Source organism: Leisingera sp. SS27 (genome assembly GCF_028368855.1).
Taxonomy (GTDB): Bacteria; Pseudomonadota; Alphaproteobacteria; order Rhodobacterales; family Rhodobacteraceae; genus Leisingera.
In genome coordinates this window covers 927,375-947,046 of sequence record NZ_JAQNCY010000001.1, presented here as the reverse complement: position 1 = coordinate 947,046, position 19,672 = coordinate 927,375, and the positions used below count along the sequence as shown (strand labels likewise).

General features: G+C 63.8%; 16 protein-coding genes. 7 read left to right on the top strand and 9 right to left on the bottom strand.

Annotated elements, in window-relative coordinates:
- The first annotated feature begins 204 nt into the window (after positions 1-204).
- From ftsZ to N6L27_RS04655, 6 genes are all read left to right on the top strand, one after another.
- Positions 205-1,929, top strand: coding sequence for a cell division protein FtsZ (ftsZ, locus tag N6L27_RS04680; protein WP_271905947.1), 1,725 nt, complete (start codon positions 205-207; stop codon positions 1,927-1,929).
- Between the two features lie 211 nt (positions 1,930-2,140).
- The gene (lpxC, locus tag N6L27_RS04675; protein ID WP_271905946.1) at positions 2,141-3,076 is read left to right on the top strand and encodes a UDP-3-O-acyl-N-acetylglucosamine deacetylase; all 936 of its coding nucleotides are present in this window, start codon (positions 2,141-2,143) and stop codon (positions 3,074-3,076) included.
- 239 nt (positions 3,077-3,315) lie between these two features.
- Positions 3,316-4,164, top strand: a complete 849-nt coding sequence (locus tag N6L27_RS04670; protein ID WP_271905945.1) for an outer membrane protein assembly factor BamD — start codon at positions 3,316-3,318, stop codon at positions 4,162-4,164.
- Positions 4,165-4,191: 27 nt separating this feature from the next.
- A complete protein-coding gene (recN, locus tag N6L27_RS04665) occupies positions 4,192-5,841 on the top strand; it encodes a DNA repair protein RecN (protein WP_271905943.1) in 1,650 nt (549 codons plus the stop codon).
- Positions 5,842-5,930: 89 nt separating this feature from the next.
- Positions 5,931-7,613, top strand: coding sequence for a chloride channel protein (locus N6L27_RS04660; protein WP_271905942.1), 1,683 nt, complete (start codon positions 5,931-5,933; stop codon positions 7,611-7,613).
- A 195-nt stretch (positions 7,614-7,808) separates the two neighbouring features.
- Entirely contained in the window at positions 7,809-8,000 is a 192-nt protein-coding gene (locus N6L27_RS04655; protein ID WP_271905941.1) for a hypothetical protein, read from the top strand.
- Positions 8,001-8,174: 174 nt separating this feature from the next.
- Here the strand turns inward: N6L27_RS04655 and N6L27_RS04650 are convergent, their stop codons facing one another.
- The 5 genes from N6L27_RS04650 to N6L27_RS04630 all read right to left on the bottom strand — a co-directional run bounded on the left by N6L27_RS04650 (position 8,175) and on the right by N6L27_RS04630 (position 14,810).
- Positions 8,175-8,516 carry a DUF427 domain-containing protein gene (locus N6L27_RS04650; RefSeq protein WP_271905940.1) on the bottom strand — a complete coding sequence of 114 codons (342 nt, stop codon included), beginning with the start codon at positions 8,514-8,516 and terminating at the stop codon, positions 8,175-8,177.
- A gap of 62 nt (positions 8,517-8,578) precedes the next feature.
- Complete coding sequence (locus tag N6L27_RS04645; RefSeq protein WP_271905939.1) at positions 8,579-10,369, bottom strand: aminopeptidase P family protein; 1,791 nt, start codon at positions 10,367-10,369, stop codon at positions 8,579-8,581.
- Between the two features lie 377 nt (positions 10,370-10,746).
- A complete protein-coding gene (gene cobT, locus N6L27_RS04640) occupies positions 10,747-12,624 on the bottom strand; it encodes a cobaltochelatase subunit CobT (protein ID WP_271905938.1) in 1,878 nt (625 codons plus the stop codon).
- Between the two features lie 167 nt (positions 12,625-12,791).
- A complete protein-coding gene (cobS, locus tag N6L27_RS04635; protein WP_039179315.1) occupies positions 12,792-13,778 on the bottom strand; it encodes a cobaltochelatase subunit CobS in 987 nt (328 codons plus the stop codon).
- Between the two features lie 408 nt (positions 13,779-14,186).
- Positions 14,187-14,810 carry a DnaJ domain-containing protein gene (locus N6L27_RS04630; RefSeq protein WP_271905937.1) on the bottom strand — a complete coding sequence of 208 codons (624 nt, stop codon included), beginning with the start codon at positions 14,808-14,810 and terminating at the stop codon, positions 14,187-14,189.
- Positions 14,811-14,916: 106 nt separating this feature from the next.
- Here N6L27_RS04630 and N6L27_RS04625 point away from each other — a divergent pair, with 106 nt between their 5' ends.
- Positions 14,917-15,171 (top strand): BolA family protein, encoded by a 255-nt coding sequence (locus N6L27_RS04625; protein WP_271905936.1) that lies wholly within the window; start codon positions 14,917-14,919, stop codon positions 15,169-15,171.
- Between the two features lie 37 nt (positions 15,172-15,208).
- Here N6L27_RS04625 and N6L27_RS04620 read toward each other — a convergent pair whose 3' ends face one another.
- The 4 genes from N6L27_RS04620 to gatB all read right to left on the bottom strand — a co-directional run bounded on the left by N6L27_RS04620 (position 15,209) and on the right by gatB (position 19,603).
- The gene (locus tag N6L27_RS04620; RefSeq protein WP_271905935.1) at positions 15,209-15,706 is read right to left on the bottom strand and encodes a DUF4177 domain-containing protein; all 498 of its coding nucleotides are present in this window, start codon (positions 15,704-15,706) and stop codon (positions 15,209-15,211) included.
- A 113-nt stretch (positions 15,707-15,819) separates the two neighbouring features.
- The gene (locus N6L27_RS04615) at positions 15,820-16,485 is read right to left on the bottom strand and encodes a hypothetical protein (RefSeq protein WP_271905934.1); all 666 of its coding nucleotides are present in this window, start codon (positions 16,483-16,485) and stop codon (positions 15,820-15,822) included.
- 116 nt (positions 16,486-16,601) lie between these two features.
- Entirely contained in the window at positions 16,602-17,849 is a 1,248-nt protein-coding gene (gene pepT / locus N6L27_RS04610; RefSeq protein ID WP_271905933.1) for a peptidase T, read from the bottom strand.
- A 242-nt stretch (positions 17,850-18,091) separates the two neighbouring features.
- Positions 18,092-19,603: an Asp-tRNA(Asn)/Glu-tRNA(Gln) amidotransferase subunit GatB gene (gatB, locus tag N6L27_RS04605; protein WP_271905932.1), complete on the bottom strand. Its 1,512-nt coding sequence runs from the start codon at positions 19,601-19,603 to the stop codon at positions 18,092-18,094.
- Positions 19,604-19,672: the final 69 nt, after the last annotated feature.

Sequence of the window (19,672 nt, the reverse complement as noted above, 5' to 3'; positions counted from 1 at the left end):
GTTTTGTTGTGTGTGGCTTGTGCTCAATCCGCAATATCTGCTAGGGACGGCGAAATACCGCGGTTTTAGCCTTAGAATGAGGCCTTATTTTGTGGCGTGTCGTGCTTTTTAGGATGACGAAACACCCTCTCCGCGGTAGATTATGGTGAATAGGACAGGAATAAGCCCTTTGCGGGAAGGGCAGGTAACACAGGCGGTATGAGCATGACGTTGAACCTTTCGATGCCCGGGAATGAAGAGTTGAAGCCGAAGATCACCGTGTTCGGTGTCGGCGGCGCTGGCGGCAATGCCGTCAACAACATGATCGCCAAGGAATTGGATGGCGTCGAATTCGTCGTGGCCAATACCGACGCGCAGGCGCTGCAGCAAAGCTCGGCCAAGAGCCGGGTGCAGCTGGGCATCAAGGTCACTGAAGGCCTCGGCGCAGGCGCCCGCCCGCAGGTGGGTTCTGCCGCGGCTGAGGAAAGCATCGAGCAGATCGTTGATCACCTGGCGGGCGCGCATATGTGCTTTATCACCGCGGGCATGGGCGGCGGCACCGGCACCGGCGCCGCGCCGATCATCGCGCAGGCCGCCCGCGAACTGGGCGTGCTGACCGTTGGTGTTGTCACCAAGCCGTTCCAGTTCGAGGGCCTGAAGCGGATGCGCCAGGCCGAGGCTGGCGTCGAGGCCCTGCAGAAGGTCGTCGACACCCTGATCATCATCCCGAACCAGAACCTGTTCCGCCTTGCCAACGAGAAGACCACCTTCACCGAGGCGTTCTCGATGGCCGATGACGTGCTGTATCAGGGCGTCAAAGGTGTGACCGACCTGATGGTCCGCCCGGGCCTGATCAACCTCGACTTTGCAGACGTCCGCGCCGTGATGGACGAGATGGGCAAGGCGATGATGGGCACCGGCGAGGGCGAGGGCGAGGACCGCGCGGTCCAGGCGGCCGAGAAGGCGATTGCCAACCCGCTGCTGGACGAAATCAGCCTCAAGGGCGCCAAGGGCGTGCTGATCAACATCACCGGCAGCCACGACCTGACCCTGTTCGAACTGGACGAGGCCGCCAACCGCATCCGCGAGGAAGTGGACCCGGACGCCAACATCATCGTGGGCTCGACCCTGGATACCGGCATGGAAGGCAAAATGCGGGTCTCCGTCGTGGCCACCGGCATCGACGCAACTGACGTGAACACCGACATGCCGGTGCCGCGCCGCCCGATGTCCGCACCGCTGCGCCAGACCGTCAGCGTTGAGGAAAACCGCGCCGCGCCGCTGGAGCTGGAAACCCCAGTTCAGCAGCCCGTGGCCGCTGAGGCCGCGCCTGCACCGGTACAGGAAGCGCCTGCCGCCGCCGCTCTGGAAGAGCCGTCGCTGTTCGAGGAACTGAACGTGCAGCAGGCTGCTGAGCAGGACCTGGTGGAAGACGTCGTGGAAACCGTGGAGCCGCTGGCTGACGATGGCCTGCCGCCCCCCGCGTATCAGCCGCAAGTGCCGGAATTCCGCCCGCAGGCAGATGTCGCGGAAACCCCGCAAGCTGCTTTTGTGGCCCCCAAGGCGCCGGCTCCGGGCACCCCGTCGCCGCAAGCGCTGGAGCGTCTGCAGGCCGCGGCCCAGCGGGTGCAGCAGCCCCAGGCTCAGCAGCCGCAGGTTCAGCAGCAGATGCGTCCGGCGGCACCGGCTGCCCAGGCTCCGCAGCAGCAGCAACAGGCCCAGCAGCAGCCCGAAGGGCAGCGCCGCTTTGGCCTCAATTCGCTGATCCACCGGATGACCGGCAGCAATGACGCCCCTGCCGCCAAGCAGCAGCCGCAGGCGGTGCGCCAGCAGCCCTCCATGCACGCGCATGCACCGGCAGCCCAGCCGCAGCAGATGCAGCAGCAGCAGGCGGATCCGGACCAGGAACGCATCGAAATCCCCGCTTTCCTGCGCCGCCAAGCCAACTGACGCATCACATATCGCGCTTCAAAAGCCGCCTTCGGGCGGCTTTTTACTTTTTATTTACAGTGAGTTGGTGTGTTTTGAGCGGTGTTCTGCCGAGCTGTTACAGCCATGTTTCAAACCGTTACAAAGATTGAGTTGTGCGTTTTTCAGCAAAACCTTAACTCTCGTCCGCAACACGGCCCCCGAGGCCGGAAACAGCGAGACGAGGCGCAACGTGCAGAACACGCTCAAAGCATCGGTGGCATTCGAAGGGGCCGGCCTGCATTCCGGCAAACCCGCACGTATGGTCCTGATCCCGGCTCCGGCGGGGCATGGCATCGTGTTCAAGCGCACCGACATCGCCTTGGGCAATACCCTGGTTCCGGCCCGCTGGGATCTGGTTGAGCGCAGCCCGCTTTGCACCCGACTGGTCAATGGCTCCGGCGTCAGCGTCTCCACCGTCGAACACATTATGGCGGCGCTGGCCGGCTGCGGCGTGCATAATGCGCTGATCGAAATCGACGGCCCGGAAGTGCCGATCGTCGATGGCTCCTCCGCCCCCTTCGTGCGCGGCATCATGAGCCAGGGCGTGCAGCGCCAGGATGCGCCCATCATCGCCTATGAAATCCTGAAGCCGGTCACGGTCGAGAAGGATGGCGCCCGCGCCACCCTGCTGCCCAGCGACCGGCTGACCATCGAATTCCACATCGACTTTGCCGAGGCCGCCATCGGCCGCCAGAGCAAGTCCCTGGACATGCGCAACGGCAGCTTTGCGCGTGAGCTGTGCGACAGCCGCACCTTCTGCCGCCAGGCAGATGTCGAAGCAATGCAGGCCAACGGCCTCGCCCTGGGCGGTGTGCCCGGCGAGAACGCCGTTGTGTTTGACGGAGAACGGGTCGAGAGCGGTGCGGGCCTGCGCCACTCGGACGAGCCTGTACGCCACAAGATGCTGGATGCGCTGGGCGATCTGGCGCTGGCCGGGGGGCCGATCTTGGGGCGCTATGTTGGCGAGCGCGCGGGGCACGCGCTGACCAACACCTTGCTGCGGGCCCTGTTTGCGGAGCCGGGTGCGGTCCGGGCCGTCGCCTGCGATGCAGCGATGACCGCACGGCTGCCGGGGCAGGGGCTGATCTGGTCGGAAATCCCGGCCGAACAGCGCCGCGTGGCATAAGGCAGAAAACCAAAGAACGAGCGGACAGACTGGCCCGGGACATAATCGTCCCGGGTCTTTTACCGCGGGTTTGCCTGCAGATGAGGGCCCGTGCCGCCGGCCGGCCTTGACCATCGCCGGCTTTCTCTGCCAAGTGAGGGCGGAAGTGGCGAAAGGCGTTTTGCGCGCCATTTGAATATGCTAGAGACGGCATAACCGGGGCGGACACCCGTAAGGCAAAGACGGTGAGGTGAGGCATTATGAACGGCATCTGGGCGGGAGCCAAAACCCTCGGCGCGGTTCTGCTGGTGGCAGCCCTTGCAGGCTGCGGCGGCGACGGCGGCGCGGTGAAGCGCGGCGAGTCGGTCGAGGCATTCTCTCCCGATCAGATCTATGAGCGCGGCGAGTTCGAACTGGCCAACCGGCGCCCCAAGGATGCGGTCTATTACTTCTCCGAGATTGAACGCCTGTACCCCTATTCCGAATGGGCCAAGCAGGCGGTGATCATGCAGGCCTTTGCCTATCACCGGGTCAAGGACTACGAGAACAGCCGCGCCGCCGCGCAGCGGTTCATCGACTTCTACCCGGCAGATGAAGATGCGGCCTATGCCCAGTATCTGCTGGCGCTGAGCTATTATGACCAGATCGACGAAGTGGGCCGCGACCAGGGGCTGACCTTCCAGGCGCTGCAGGCGCTGCGCACTGTGATCGAGGTCTATCCGGACAGCGAATATGCCAACTCGGCGATCCTGAAATTCGACCTCGCCTTTGACCATCTGGCGGGCAAGGAGATGGAGATCGGCCGTTATTATCTGCGCCGCGGCCACTACACCTCTGCGATCAACCGCTTCCGGGTGGTGGTGGAGGATTTCCAGACCACCAGCCACACGCCTGAGGCGCTGCACCGGCTGGTCGAGTCCTATCTGTCGCTGGGGCTGACCGCTGAAGCGCAGACTGCGGCTGCCATTCTGGGCCACAACTTCCAGTCCACCGACTGGTATGAGGACAGCTACAAGCTGCTGACTGCAAACGGGCTCAAGCCCAGGGACCGCGGCAACAACTGGCTGAGCCAGATTTACCGCCAGACGGTCAAGGGGCGGTGGCTGTAACGGCCGCCGCAGCAATGGGGCGGGGCAATGCTGCGCGCGCTTGATATCCGGGATATCCTGATCATCGATCATCTGGAGCTGAACTTTCAGCCCGGCCTGAATGTGCTGACCGGTGAGACCGGGGCAGGGAAATCGATCCTTCTCGACAGTCTGGGCTTTGTGCTGGGCTGGCGCGGACGCGCTGAACTGGTGCGCCAGGGGGCGTCGCAGGGGGAGGTTCTGGCGGAGTTCGAGCTGAACGCGGACCACCCCGCACACGCGATCCTCGAAGAGGCCGGGCTGCCGGGCGGCACTGAGCTGATCCTGCGACGGGTCAACACCGCCGAGGGGCGCAAAACCGCCTGGGTCAACGACCGTCGCTGCTCGGGCGAGGTGCTGCGGGCGCTGTCGGAGACTTTGGTTGAATTGCACGGCCAGCATGACGACCGCGGGCTGCTGAATCCGCGCGGCCACATGGCGCTGCTGGATCAGTATGCCGGTGTGCAGGACCTGCTGGCACAGGTGCGCAGCGCCTGGGGCGCGGCCGCAAAGGCGCGCAAGACGGTGGCGGCGACCCGCGCCGCGCTGGACGCCGTGCGGGCCGAAGAGGAATTCCTGCGCCACGCAGTGGCGGAGCTGGACAAGCTGGACCCGCAGCCGGGCGAGGATGAGGCGCTGGACACCCGCCGCCGCCAGATGCAGGCAGCAGAGCGCATCCGCGGCGACATTGCCCGCGCCCATGCGCTGCTGAGTGAAGGCGCCGAGACGGCAATGGGCGAGGCGCAGCGCTGGCTGGAAGGTGTTGCGGGCCAGGAGGCCGAGGGCGGCCTGGATGAACCGCTGGCGGCTCTCAGCCGTGCCATGATCGAACTGGGGGACGCCCAGGACGGGGTCGAACGGGTGCTGGACAGCCTCGATTTCAACCCCGGTGAGCTGGAGGACTGCGAAGAGCGCCTGTTTGCGATCCGGAGCCTCGCGCGCAAGCATGATGTGCAGCCGGACGAGCTGGCAGGCTATGCGGAAACCCTGCGCGGCAAGCTGGCGGCGCTGGATGCGGGCGATCAGGATCTGGCCGATCAGGAAGCGGCGCTGAAGGCCGCGGAGACAGCCTATACCGAAGCCGCCAAGCAGCTGGGCGCGGTGCGCCGCCAAAGCGCCGCAGCATTGGACCAGGCGGTGATGGCGGAGCTTGCTCCGCTGAAGATGGAACGCGCGGTGTTCGAGACCCGCATCACCACCGCAGAGCCCGGCCCGGACGGCATGGATGCGGTGGCCTTTACCGTTGCCACCAACCCCGGCGCACCGGCAGGTCCGTTGAACAAAATTGCCTCTGGCGGCGAGTTGAGCCGGTTTCTGTTGGCGCTGAAAGTCTGTTTGCGGGGCGAAGATTCCAGCAAGACGCTGATTTTTGACGAGATCGACCGCGGCGTTGGTGGCGCAACAGCAGACGCCGTGGGCCGCCGCCTGCGCAGCCTTGCGTGCAGCGGACAGGTGCTGGTGGTCACGCATTCGCCGCAGGTTGCAGCCCTTGGCGGCCATCACTGGCAGGTGCGCAAACAGGTGGTCGACGGCATGACGCTGTCACAGGTGGTGCCGCTGGCAGAGGCGGAACGGATTGATGAGCTTGCCAGGATGGTGTCCGGTGATACCATCACAGAGGAGGCCCGTGCCGCGGCCCGCGCATTGCTGGCCGGATGACCCGCCGGTTCCATGGCCTGGGTGAGGGTTCTTTAACCGGGATGTGGCAGCAAGGAGCCACAGAAGACAAGAAGACCCGCTGACAGGTTATGGTGCAAGAAATCCGTTCGTCCCTTTCCGCAATCCTCCTGCAATGGCTGGCCGGCCTCAAGGACATCTGGCGGATGCTGCGCCACCGCGGTCCCAGCCAGTTCCAGTTTTGGCTGATCGCCCTGCTGATCGGCATTGCCGCGGGTTTCGCCGCCCTGTTCTTCCGCAAGGGGATCGCGGCGCTGCAGGCCTGGGTTTATGGCGCCCCGGATGTCGACTATCTGCATTCCTACGCGCAGGACCTGCCCTGGTATGTGCTGGTCAGCATTGCCGCGGGCGGCGGGCTGGTGGTGGGGCTGATCCTAGACCGTTTCACTCCGGATGCCCGGGTGCGTTCGGTTGCCGACGTGATCGAGGGCGCGGCGCTGCATGACGGACGGGTTGAGCACAAGGAAGGCCTGGCCTCGGCGCTGGCGTCCTTCATCACGCTCTCCACCGGCGGTTCCACCGGGCGGGAAGGGCCGGTGGTGCATCTGGCCGGGGTGATTTCCACCTGGGTCAGCAACCGGATTAACGCCGATGGCATCACCGGGCGCGACCTCTTGGGCTGTGCGGTGGCTGCAGGCGTCTCCGCCAGCTTCAACGCGCCGATTGCGGGGGCGCTGTTTGCGATGGAAGTGGTGCTGCGGCATTTCTCCGTCAACGCGTTTGCGCCGATCGTGGTGGCCTCGGTCGCGGGCACCGTGATCAACCGGCTGGAATACGGCGACGTGACCGAATTCACTCTCAGCACGCCGGGTGCCCTGCAGTTCTATGTGGAACTGCCCGCATTCCTGATCCTCGGCCTGATCTGCGGCCTTGTGGCAGTGGCTCAGATGCGGGCGATCTTCTTTGCCGAAAAGGTGGGCAACACGGTGCAGCAGCGCCTGTCGCTACCGCGCTGGCTGCGCCCTGCGGTGTCCGGCGCCATGCTGGGCGTGATTGCCGTGTGGTTCCCGCATATCATCGGCGTCGGCTATGAAACCACCGTTCTGGCACTGACCGGCGGCCTGCTGCTGGGGCAGGCGGTGATTTTTACTGTGGTCAAGACCGCCGCCGTGGCGATCACGATGGGCGGGCGCATGGGGGGCGGGGTGTTCTCGCCCTCGCTGATGATCGGCGCGCTGACCGGGCTGGCCTTCGGGCTGATTGCAACCTCGGTGCTGCCGGATGTGTCGGGCACCCACACGCTTTATGCCTTTGCCGGCATGGGGGCGGTAGCAGCCGCGGTTCTGGGTGCACCGATTTCGACCACGCTCATTGTGTTCGAGCTGACCGGAGACTGGCAGATCGGCCTGGCGGTGATGGTGTCGGTCTCCATGTCCACCGCGCTGGCCTCGCGGCTGGTGGACCGGTCGTTTTTCCTGACCCAGCTGGAGCGGCGCGACATTCACTGTGCGGCCGGCCCGCAGGCCTATCTGCTGGCGCTGATCCGGGCAGGCGCCGTGATGCGCCCGATGGGCGACAGCCGCTGTGCCAGTCTGGAGGAGTGCGAGGCCCTGGTGGAAGAGGGGTTGTGCATCCGCGCCGCTGCCTCGCTGGAGGCGGCGATGCCGGTGTTTGACCGCGCCGACGCGGCCTATCTGCCGGTGGTCATGGAAGAAGAGGGAAGGGAGCAGGTCATCGGTGCGCTCTACCACGTGGATGCTCTGAAGGCCTACAACCGCGCCCTCGCAGCAACAGCCGCCGAAGAGCACAGGTAGGCCTGGCGCGGCAGTTGAGGCTTTTCTGAATGAACCCGGAGCAGTTTAGGGGAAAAATGCCCGCTTCTTCCCCTGATATGTGCGTTTTTGGATACAGGTTAAGGATTAATTAATCTGCGGATTGCCCTGCGGCAGTGTCTGGCTCACCATTACGTGAGGAAATCGCAAAAACACTCACATTGGCAGGCACCAAAGATGCGAAAATTCGAAACTGGCCCGCAAGAGGCTGGTACGAACCACAAGGCGAACGAGCGGGAAAACGAACGGGCGGCACTGGAAGCGGTGATCAATTACGCGATCCAATGCGCGCGCGAGGCGGATATTCTGGGCAATGGCGACTCTCTTGAGCAGGCCAGGCAGAATCTCAGCCGGGCCGTCCTGACCTGATCCCCTCCTTCTGCGGCAAGAGCAAACAGGCGCTGATCGCGGCTGCGGCGGTGGGGCACGCTGGCTCCACACTTCCCTGAAATAGAACACCGGCGCCAAGGCACCGGTGCATGGTTTATAAGCTTTTCGCCGTCAGGCAGCCGGCAGGGGCTGCACCAAGGCCCGCGGCCTTGCTCAGACCTGCTCCACCTTGACGGATTCGCTCAGCACAAAGGCCAGATGGCCCTTGATCTGCGCCACTTCCTCCTTGGGATCCTCATAACTCCAAGCGGCATTCTCCGTCACCGAGGACTTGTTGGCGATCGAGAAATAGCTGGCGTCACCCTTGTGCGGACAATGGGTGGTCTTGCTGGTGCGGTCCAGGAACGCCATGGCGATGTCTTCGCGCGGGAAGTAGATGACCGGATCCAGATCGCCCTCCGACAGCTCCAGTGCATTGGAGGTTTCCCCCAATACGGCGCCGCCGGAGCGGACGGTCCAGGTGCCTTCGGCCTTGCGGATACGGATAGTGGTCATGCGTGTTTTCCCATTCTCTTCGGTCTTGTCATCTTGTGTTCAGCCTATGTAACACAGCGGTGTCACAAGGGGGCGGTTGCGGCATCAAGCCACGCCTTTGCGGCGGGGCTGAGCTGCGGGCCGATCTTTGCCAGAACCTCCTGGTGATAGCTGTCGAGCCAGTCTTTCTCGTCTGCTGTCAGCATGGAGGCATTCACCAGCCGCCGGTCAACCGGGGCAAAGGTGAGTGTGCGCCAGCACAGCATGTCGCGCTCCGGGTCGCTGGTGTCAAGAGCCGGGGCGGTTTCAACAACCAGAAGATTCTCGATCCGGATGCCAAAGGCGCCTTCCCGGTAGTATCCCGGCTCATTGGACAGGATCATCCCGGGTTCAAACGGCACATGGCTGGTGCGCGCCAGCCGCTGCGGGCCTTCATGCACGCTGAGGTAGGCGCCGACGCCGTGGCCAAGCCCGTGGTTGAAGTCCTGGCCCGCCAGCCACAGCGGCATCCGGCCGATACATTCGATGTCGCGGCCGGCCAGCCCCTTGGGCCAGCGCAGGCGGGACATGGCGATCATGCCCTGCAGCACGCGGGTAAAGGCGGCGCGTTCCTCCTCGCCCGGGGTGCCGATGGCGATGGTGCGGGTGATGTCGGTGGTGCCGTCCAGATACTGCCCGCCGCTGTCCATCACTAATAAGTGGCCGTCCTCCAGCGTCGTGTCAGTCTCCTCGGTCACGCGGTAGTGCATGACGGCGCCGTTCTCGCCGGTGCCCGCGATGGTTTCAAAGCTGATGTCGCGTAAGGAAGGGTCTGCGCTGCGCAAGGCCTCCAGCTTCTTCACCACGCCGATCTCAGTAATGGTGCCGGGCCCTTGCGCATCCAGCCAGGCCAGCATCTCCACAATCGCGGCACCGTCGCGCAGATGCGCCGCTGCGCTGCCTTCGATCTCGGCGGCGTTTTTGCGCGCCTTCGGCAGCGCACAGGGGTCACCCGCAGGAATCAGCCGTTCGCCCAGCTTGTCCGCCACGATTTGCGGCACAGTGCCGGAATCGGCTGCGACAGAGCCATTGAGGGCTGCTGCGGCCTTGAGGAAATCTTCGGTTGCATGGACCGTGACGGAGGCGTCGAAATGGTCCTTCAGGCCTGCCAGCTTTTCTGCGGCCATGAACAGGTCCACCCGCGCATCGTCATGCAGGATGGCAAAGCCATGCGCCACCGGGTTGCGGGCCACGTCTGCGCCGCGAATATTCAGAAGCCACATGATGCTGTCGGGCAGGGTGATGACCGCCGCCGCCTGGCCAGCGTCCCGCAGACCCTTGGCCAGCCGCGCGCATTTGTCGGCAGCACTTTCGCCTGCATAATCCAGCGGATGCGCGGCCACGGGGTTCATCGGCGGGGCGGGCTGGTCTTCCCAGATCCGGTCCACCAGGTTTTCGCATTGCACCAGGGCGATGCCGCTGCCTTTCAGCTCCTTGGTGAGGGAAGTGATCTGGCCGGCGGCATGCAGCCAGGGATCAAAGCCCACCTTGCCGCCACTGGGCAGCTGATCTTTCAGCCAGTCCGCCAGCTGCACATCGGGCCAGGGCACGGGGGTGTAGTCCGCGGCGACCTGCCGTTTCACCTGGGTGCGGTAGCGGCCGTCAATGAAGACGCCGGCAATCTCCTGCAGCACCGCGCAAAAGCCCGCGGAGCCGGTGAAACCGGTGAGCCAGGAGAGGCGCTCATCATGGGGCGCGACATACTCGCCCTGATGGGCGTCGGCGCGGGGCACCAGGAAGCCATCGAGACCTTCCGTCGTCAGTTCCTTGCGCAGAGCCGCCAGCCGGGGCGGGCCCTGGTCCGGGCGGGCGGTCACATCGAAGGTCTGATACATCGGCGTCTCTCCTGCAGATAAGGCGGGGCGGCGGCAGGGGTCATCCTGAGGGCCGCTGCAAAGAAAAGGCGCGGGGCTGAGCAGCCGCGCGCCCCTTCTTGTCCCAAATCACCCTGCCGCTGGCAAGGGCGGCGGGCAAAGGAAACCGCTGGACCTGACGGCACAACCTGCCTGGGATTTGCAGCATGGGCTCCCGCCCGGCCTTGGGGCATCCGTGATGCCCTGCGGCCCGTTGGGCCAAGCGCCGGATACCGCAGGTATCCGGCGCCGCCGCGCGCATTTGCGCGCGGCCATGCCCAAGGCATAGGGCGGCATCTTTGATGCAGGCCTAAGGCGCGGGAGTGCTCCCGCAGTGCCTAGGGAAACGCGGCAGGCCTTCAGCTGGCGCGTTTGATCCCCATGACGCGGGCACGGGCGCGCGGGTCGCTGTCAAACAGCGCCGCCAGCTGCTCGGTCATGGCACCGGCCAGCTGCTCAACGTCAGTGATCGTCACCGCGCGCTCATAGTAGCGGGTCACGTCATGGCCGATGCCGATGGCCAGCAGCTCCACCTGCTTGCGCTTCTCGACCATCGCAATCACGTCGCGCAGGTGCTTCTCCAGATAGTTCGCCGGGTTCACCGACAGTGTCGAATCATCCACCGGCGCGCCGTCGGAGATCACCATCAGGATCTTGCGGGCCTCGCGCCGCGCCACCATCCGGCGGTGCGCCCATTCCAGTGCCTCACCGTCGATGTTCTCTTTCAGCAGGCCCTCTTTCATCATCAGGCCCAGATTGGTGCGGGTGCGGCGCATCGGGGCGTCGGCGCCCTTGTAGATGATGTGGCGCAGATCGTTGAGGCGGCCGGGCTGCTGCGGGCGGCCCTCGTTCAGCCAGGCCTCGCGCGCCAGTCCGCCTTTCCAGGCGCGGGTGGTGAAGCCGAGGATCTCGACCTTCACGTTGCAGCGCTCCAGCGTCCGGGCCAGTACGTCGGCGCAGATCGCCGCGATGGAGATCGGACGGCCGCGCATCGAGCCGGAGTTGTCGAGCAGCAGCGTCACTACGGTGTCGCGGAACTCAGTGTCCTTTTCGACCTTGAAGCTCAAGGGCGTGGTCGGGTTGGCGACAACACGCGCCAGGCGGCCGGCATCCAGGATGCCTTCCTCGCGGTCAAACTCCCAGGACCGGTTCTGCTGCGCCTGCAGGCGGCGCTGCAGCTTGTTCGCCAGGCGGCTGACGGCGCCCTTCAGCGGCTCCAGCTGCTGGTCGAGATAGGCGCGCAGGCGCTCCAGCTCGGCAGGCTCGGCCAGTTCCTCGGCGTTGATTTCCTCGTCATCGGCATCCCGGAACACTTTGTAGTCCGGATCAGCGTCAGAGACAGGCGGCGGGGCAGGCGGCTCCAGCGGCGCCTCGCCGTCGGGCATCTCCACGTCCTCGGACAGCTCATCATCGGCCATCTCGTCCATCGAGACCTGGGCCTGGCTCTCGTCCTGCTGCTGCTCCTGGCTCTGCTCCGGCGACGCGTCGGCCTGCTCCTCCTCGCTGTCGTCCTGGCCGGTGCTGTCCGGGTCCTGCTGCTCCTCGGCGTTGTCCTCGGCCTCGTCGTTTGCCTCGTCGTCCAGCTCATCCGGGTCGTCGCCCAGCTGGTCGCCGTAGCCAAGGTCAGAGATCACTTGCCGTGCCAGCTTGGCGAAGGCGGCCTGGTCGGCAATGGTCTCGTCCAGGTTCTCCAGCGTGCCGCCCGCCTGGGATTCAATGAAGCCGCGCCACAGCTCCATGATATTGCCTGCACCTTCGGGCAGGTCGCGCCCGGTCGCCAGATGGCGCACCAGATAGCCCGCGGCGGCGGCAAGCGGCGCCTCTGAGGAGGACTTCATCTGGTCATAGCCGCGGCGGATCGACTCGTTGCGGATCTTCACATCGATGTTCGAAGCGGTGCCCGGCATGTGGCGCGCGCCCATCGCCTCGCAGCGGGCGGTTTCCATCGCCTCATAGAGGTCGCGGGCCATTTCGCCCTGCGGCACGTATTTGGCGTGGGTGGCGTCATCGTGGAACTTGTGGCGCAGCGCCAGCGCGTCTGCGGTGCCGCGGGCAAGCAGCACCTCCTCACGCGTCATCCGGCGGGAGACCTGCGGCAGCCGCATGGTGTCACCCGTGAGGCCCGAGGGGTCGACCGTGTAGCTGACCGTCAGCTCCGGGTCGTTGGCCATCACCTTGGTGGCCTCGGACAGGGCCTTCTTGAACGGATCAGCTGGGTTGTCGTTCGGCTTTTTCATGGTCGCACCTTTTCCGCCAGTCAGCATCGCCCTTGCCTGATTCAAAGTCCAGCGAGTGTGCTGCGGATAGGGCAGCGGCCGGCCCGGCGGGGTGGGCGAGAAGCGCCCGTCCCGTGGGGGGGCGGGTCGGGCGCTGCCCGGCCTGCGGCCGGGCGGCATTTTACCAGTTAGCCCAGCGAAACGCTCGCGGCGCTCTCCGGCAGCTCTTCGTCAAAGCAGCGCTGGTAGAACTCGGCAACGGTCTGGCGCTCCAGTTCGTCGCATTTGTTCAGGAACGACAGGCGGAAGGCATAGCCCACGTTTCGGAAGATCTCGGCGTTCTGGGCCCAGTTGATCACGGTCCGCGGCGACATCACGGTCGACAGATCGCCGTTCATGAAGGCTGTGCGGGTGAGGTCTGCAACGGTCACCATCTGGGAGATCTTCTTGCGGCCCTCGGCGGTGTTGTAATGCGGCGCCTTGGACAGAACGATGGCGCTTTCGGCGTCATGGCTCAGGTAGTTCAGGGTGGAGACCAGCGACCAGCGGTCCATCTGCGCCTGGTTGATCTGCTGGGTGCCGTGGTACAGCCCGGTGGTGTCACCCAGGCCAACGGTGTTGGCGGTGGCAAACAGGCGGAAGAACGGGTTCGGGGTGATGATCTCGTTCTGGTCCAGCAAGGTCAGCTTGCCGTCGTGCTCCAGCACCCGCTGAATCACGAACATCACGTCAGCGCGGCCGGCATCGTATTCGTCGAACACGATGGCAACCGGATTGCGCAGCGCCCAGGGCAGGATGCCCTCGTGAAACTCGGTGACCTGCTTGCCGTCGCGCAGCTTGATCGCGTCCTTGCCGATCAGGTCGATCCGGGAGATGTGGCTGTCGAGGTTCACACGCACCGACGGCCAGTTCAGCCGCGCGGCAACCTGTTCGATGTGGGTCGACTTGCCGGTGCCGTGGTAACCCTGGATCATCACCCGGCGGTTGTGGCTGAAGCCCGCCAGAATGGCCAGTGTGGTCTCCGGATCGAACTTGTAGGTGTGGTCCATCGCCGGAACCCGCTCGGATCCCTCGGCAAAACCCTTGACCGTCATGTCGGTGTCGATCCCGAACACATCGCGCACCGAAATCGTTTCGGTCGGTTTCGCATTCATATCCACAAATCCGTCGGTCATCGCAGTCTGTCCTTATCCCTCTTCCCTGCTGTCAGGGGCCAATTCGCGGGATTGGTGCCTGATCTGGCGGCCAAGGGCAAGGGAAAGTCGCGCTGGAAGCCAGCTGAGGGGGCGATTGATCCGCAACTGGACGGGCCGGAGCCTGCCGGCCGGGCGGTTCAGCGCTGCTGGGGAAATTCAAAGCGCCCCCAGCCGGGCAGCAGGGGGCGCGTTTTGCCGGTTATGTCTAGCTTTTGGGGGGACAGCTGCATCCGGCATGCCCTTGCGTAACCGGTTGGAGCGGCATGCGTCAAAGAAATAAAATTTCTATCATAAGTTTTCGGCAAAAGACCGCGCATCGCAACCGGCGGCAGTGCAAAGAAAAAGGGCGGCTGCTGCCGCCCCGGTGTCCGGAAATCCGCCCCCGGCTCACTTGAAGCTGCGGCTGTCCTTGATCTGGTCCCAGGCCCAGCGGACCTCTTGCAGCTGTTCTTCCTGGCTGCGGTCGCCACCATTCATGTCGGGGTGCAGCACCTTGATCAGCTTCTTGTAGGCCTTGCGGATGTCGGCCTTGGACCAGTCGTCCTTGGCCTCAAGGATCTCGATGGCGCGGCGCTCGGTCGGCGGCAGGCGGCGGCCGGTCTTGGCGGCACGGCCCGGGTTCTGCGTTGCATTGGCGCCCAGCACCTGATGCGGGTCCTCAATGCCCAGCCGGGCCCAGGCGCGGGCCTCCGGGTCGCCCAGCGGCTTGGTCTCGCGCTCCCACACCTTGTCCTTGGAGCGCTGCGCATTCAGCTCTGCCTCGGTGGTGCCTTCGAAGAAATTCCACTGGTTATTGTACTCGCGCACGTGCTCCTGGCAGAACCAGAAGAAGTCATCCAGCACATCCGGAGCTTTGGGCGCGCGGAACTTGCCGGCTTCCTCGCAGCCGTCCTTGTCGCACACGCGCTGGGACGTCTCGGAGGCGCCGCTGGCAGCGCGCCGCCCGCGCGGGTTCTTCTTTTTGGCGGAGCGGACGGACATATCAAAGCCAAAGGGATCGGATTTGCTCATGGGGCGCACCTTCTAGACGCATCTGTTCGACTCGGAGGCAGCAGTTTAGTCTAAGGGGCGCCAGATTGAAGGGGGCGCAGGCAAAAAAGATGGGGATGAGCGGAAAATGAACGTGAAGCAGGAAATGGAAGCGGCGCTGCAAGCGGCATTCGAGCCAACCGCGCTGGAAGTGGTCAACGAAAGCCACAAGCATGCGGGCCACGCGGGCGATGATGGCTCGGGCGAGAGCCATTTTGCCGTGATGATCCGCGCCGGCGCCTTTCAGGGCATGAATCGGGTGCAGCAGCACCGGGCAGTGCACAAGGCGCTGGGCGGCATCGTGCCGCGCATTCACGCGCTGGCACTGGACATCGGCGTCTGATGGGGCGCGGCGGGCTTTCTGCCCGCCATGTGCCGGCTTACTTTTCGCCGTCCTTGATTCCGGCCCGGGCCTTCAAGGCCGCCGTCATGCCGGACACCGGGCTCAGTTCCTCGACACCGTCATCGGCTTGCATTTTTGCGGCGCCGGGGCCGGGCACCTGTTCCGCTTCCGGCGGAGCCTCTGGGTCGCCTGCGGCGGCCGTCAGCCGCGGTGTATCGGCCTCGCTGTGACGGAATTCCACCGACGGCGCGGCAGGCTCCTTGCGGCCTGTTTCCCGCACCTTGGCGGGCTTTTCCTCCGCCGCCAGCGCGCGGCGGAACACCATCACGTTGCGCCAGTTGGTGGCGGAGCCCATCATGCCGGAGCGCTCCTCGCTCGGCAGCAGTTCGGCGCGCTGGAATTCCCAGCCCTCGGCAGCCATCTCATTGAGCAGGGTCTCGATCGAATTGGCAAAGCGCGCCTCCGGTGTCTTAACCCCTTTGGCCTTGGTGCCCTTGGCCGGGGCGGGGACAACCTTGTATTCAAATGCTTGCATGGTGCTGATCTCTTGAAGTTTGGCCGCTTTTATCAATCAGGCGGCCAGAGGCCAAGGTGGCGTTTGAACCGGTAAGCGGGAGGCGGCTAGTCCCAGCTGAGTTTGCTCTAATGCTAGGGTGACACAATAAAACTATCGAGCAACTCCTGTGCAGGTTTGAGCAATCTCGCGGTGTTTTGCGGCAGGTTTTTGCTTCTTCCATGGATGGCGTAGAGGAAACCATTGCGGAGGCTCCGGCAGGTTATGCCATAGTCTTCCTGCTTGCATTGATCCAAGAGAGCTTTTGCTACGCCATTTTCTGGGGCAATTGACTTTGTCAGAGTGAAATAGCCGGCTCCGCCTGAACTGTAGCGAGGCCGCAGTTCCTCTGTGCCCACTTGGATCTGGAATAGGCTGGAAACACCATTCTTACGCCGAGTTTGCGGAGCGTATTGCCAGGGAACATCATGCCTGACACCGCCGATCCAGAAAATTTCCTTGTGACCTGTGTCAACCGACATGGACGCGGAGTGCGCAAGAGCAGTTAAAGCGAGCACTGCTGCCGAACCAAGGCTTAGAGCTTTTTGATGCTGTTTCAGAGCGAAGAAACAGATGATGCGAGCGGTGAACACGGTTCCTGCGAAAGATGCAAAAACCCACATCCACACCATGCCGAAGCTGCCGTAGTAGGCCTGGGGATGATACGATTTTGCAATCATGAGGCTCATTGCCGCCCTGGCGAACCAGCAGGCAGTTCCTGCAGCAATGGTCGAAAATACCCAAACGGGAATGTTTTTCATGAGCACAGGTCCTGAAAATTGGTTTGGAAAAAGAAGTTTGGGGCAGTGCTATGCGTTAAGGAACAGTTTCTGCCTCTGGTTGGGCCAGGATTGAGTGGCTGAAGTTTACTGAAAATCTAGCGGACTTCGTGAGCAATTGCTTTTTGCACCAAGGTCAGACAGACCTCCGTGGCTTTGGCCATGTCCTGCACCGAAATCCACTCCAGAGGCCCGTGCACATTCTGCATGCCTGTGAAGATATTGGGTGTCGGCACCCCGAACTCGGTCAGCCGTGACCCATCTGTGCCGCCTCGGATCGGGGCAGAGATAGGCTCGATCCCATGCGCGCGGCAGGCTTCCACGGCCAGTTCCACCGGAGTCATGTCGTTTTCCAGCCAGTACCGCATGTTGCGGTATTGCGGGAAAATCTCACAGATGATTTCTGCCCGCGGTTCGGCGGCCTGCACGGCGTCGCAGACACTGCGCAGCAGGGCGCCCTTGGCCGCCAGACCGTCCATTTCAAAGTCTCGCAGGATCAGCTTGATCTCCATCTCTGAAGACCCGCCGTTCATGTCGGTGATATGTATGAAGCCCTCGCGCCCGTCCGTGGTTTCCGGTGTCATCGTGGCCTGCGGCAGAGTCTGCACGATCTTGGCCGCCAGATGCGCGGCGTTGACCATCTTCTCCTTGGCCCAACCGGGGTGGATCGACACGCCCTTGATACTGACCACCGCGCGGTCGGCGGAAAAGCTTTCATAGACGATCTCGCCCGCGTCGCCGCCGTCCAGAGTGTAGGCAAATTCCGCGCCCAGGTCTTTGGGCAGCTGTTCGCCGACCCCGCGGCCGATCTCCTCGTCCGGGGTGAAGGCAAGGCGGATCTTCGGGTGTTTGATCTCCGGGTTCGCCAGCAGGTGCCGCGCCAGGGTCATCACGATGGCAACCCCCGCCTTGTCGTCAGCGCCCAAAAGGGTGAGGCCGGAAGCGGTGATCAGATCATCGCCCTGCTTGGAGGCCAGATAGGGGGATTTTTGCGGAGACAGCACCAGGTCCGGGTTGTCGGGATAGGTGATATCGCCTCCGTCATACCCTTTGATCACCCGCGGCTTGACGCCGGTGGCATTGAACTGCGGCGCGGTGTCGACATGGGCGAGGAAGCCGATGGCCGGCCCCGGCGCGGTGGCTGGAACAGTGGCCAGCACCACACCGTAGCCGGTTAGCTCTACCTCTTGGGCGCCGATCTCCTGCAGCTCGCTCACCAGCAGGTTCAGCATGTCGAACTGGATCGCGGTGCTGGGCGTGGCGGCCGAGTTCTCGTCGCTTTGGCTGTCGATGGCAGTATAGCGGACCAGACGGTCCTCGAGCTCTTGGTCAAAAATGCGGGTCATGAAACCTCCGGGAATGCGGGTGGAGGAAAGCCGCTTGCGCAGGGAAGGTCAAGGCAGGGAGGTGCGCGAACGCAGGGTGTAGCAGAACAGAAAGGGCAGCCCCCGACCGCCGGGCGAAAGGTCTAAATGGCACTGCCCGGTGCACAAGGGGTGCACAAAGGGTGCACGCATGCCACCCCCCGTTTCCGGCACGAAAAAGGGCGCCGCGAAGGGCGCCCTTTCGGTAACGGATGTGCGGCGGATCAGCCGCCCAGTTTCTTGGCGACCAGCTCGTTAACCGCCTTGGGGTTAGCCTTGCCGCCGGTGGCTTTCATCACCTGGCCGACAAACCAGCCTGCCAGCTTCGGGTTCACCTTGGCTTTCTCCACCTGCGCCGGGTTGGCGGCGATGATCTCGTCCAGGGCAGTCTCAATCGCGCCGGTATCTGTCACCTGCTTCATGCCGCGCTCTTCGACGATCTGGGCCGGGTCGCCGCCTTCGGTATAGACGATTTCAAACAGGTCCTTGGCAATCTTGCCGGAAATCGCATCGGAGGAAATCAGATCAATGATGCCTCCCAGCTGCGCCGGGGAGACTGGGGATTCGGTGATCGAATGATCTTCTTTCTTCAGACGCCCGAACAGCTCATTGATGACCCAGTTCGCTGCCAGCTTGCCGCTGCGGCCCTTGGCGGTTTCCTCAAAGAAGGCCGCCGATTCCACATCCGCGGTCAGCACCGAGGCGTCGTAATCGCTGAGGCTGAAGTCATTGATGAAACGCGCCTTTTTCTGGTCCGGAAGCTCCGGCAGATTAGCAGCGATATCGTCCACCCAGGCCTGCTCGATTTCCAGCGGCAGCAGGTCGGGATCGGGGAAATAGCGGTAATCATGCGCCTCTTCCTTGGAGCGCATGGAGCGGGTTTCGCCCTTGTCCGGATCGTAGAGGCGGGTTTCCTGCTCAACCTTGCCGCCGCCTTCGATGATGGCGATCTGTCGGCGCGCCTCGACCTCGATGGCCTGCTGGATGAAGCGCATGGAGTTCATGTTCTTGATTTCGCAGCGGGTGCCGAGGTGGCTGAAGTCCTGGGTCTCCTGGTACTTCTCGTACTGGCCGGGCAGGCAAACGGAGACGTTAACGTCCGCGCGCAGGTTGCCGTTCTGCATATTACCGTCGCAGGTGCCCAGATACTGCATGATCTGGCGCAGCTTTGCGATATAGGCGGCAGCTTCCTCCGGACCCCGGATGTCGGGGCGGGAGACGATCTCCATCAGGCAGACGCCGGTCCGGTTCAGGTCGACAAAGGACATGTTGGGGTCCATGTCGTGAATCGACTTGCCCGCGTCCTGCTCCATGTGGATACGCTCGACACGCACGTTGCGCGCAGTGCCGTCGCCCAGCTCCACCAGCACTTCGCCCTCGCCCACAATGGGATGATAAAGCTGGGAAATCTGGTAGCCCTGCGGCAGGTCGGGATAGAAGTAGTTCTTGCGGTCAAAGGCGGACCACAGGTTGATATCGGCCTTCAGGCCCAGCCCGGTGCGCACAGCCTGCTCGACGCAGTATTCGTTGATCACCGGCAGCATGCCGGGCATCGCTGCGTCCACGAATGCGACGTTGGAGTTCGGCTCGGCGCCGAACTTGGTGGAAGCGCCGGAGAACAGCTTGGCATTGGAGCTGACCTGGGCATGCACCTCCATGCCGATGACCAGTTCCCAGTCATGCTTGGCGCCCGCGATCACCTTGGGCTTGGGGAGTTCATATGTCAGGTCGAGCATGGTTTTCCGCCGTATCCGAATGTCCAATGTTGGCAAGCGTTCTAGGCCCGCTGGCGGGCAGGGGCAAGG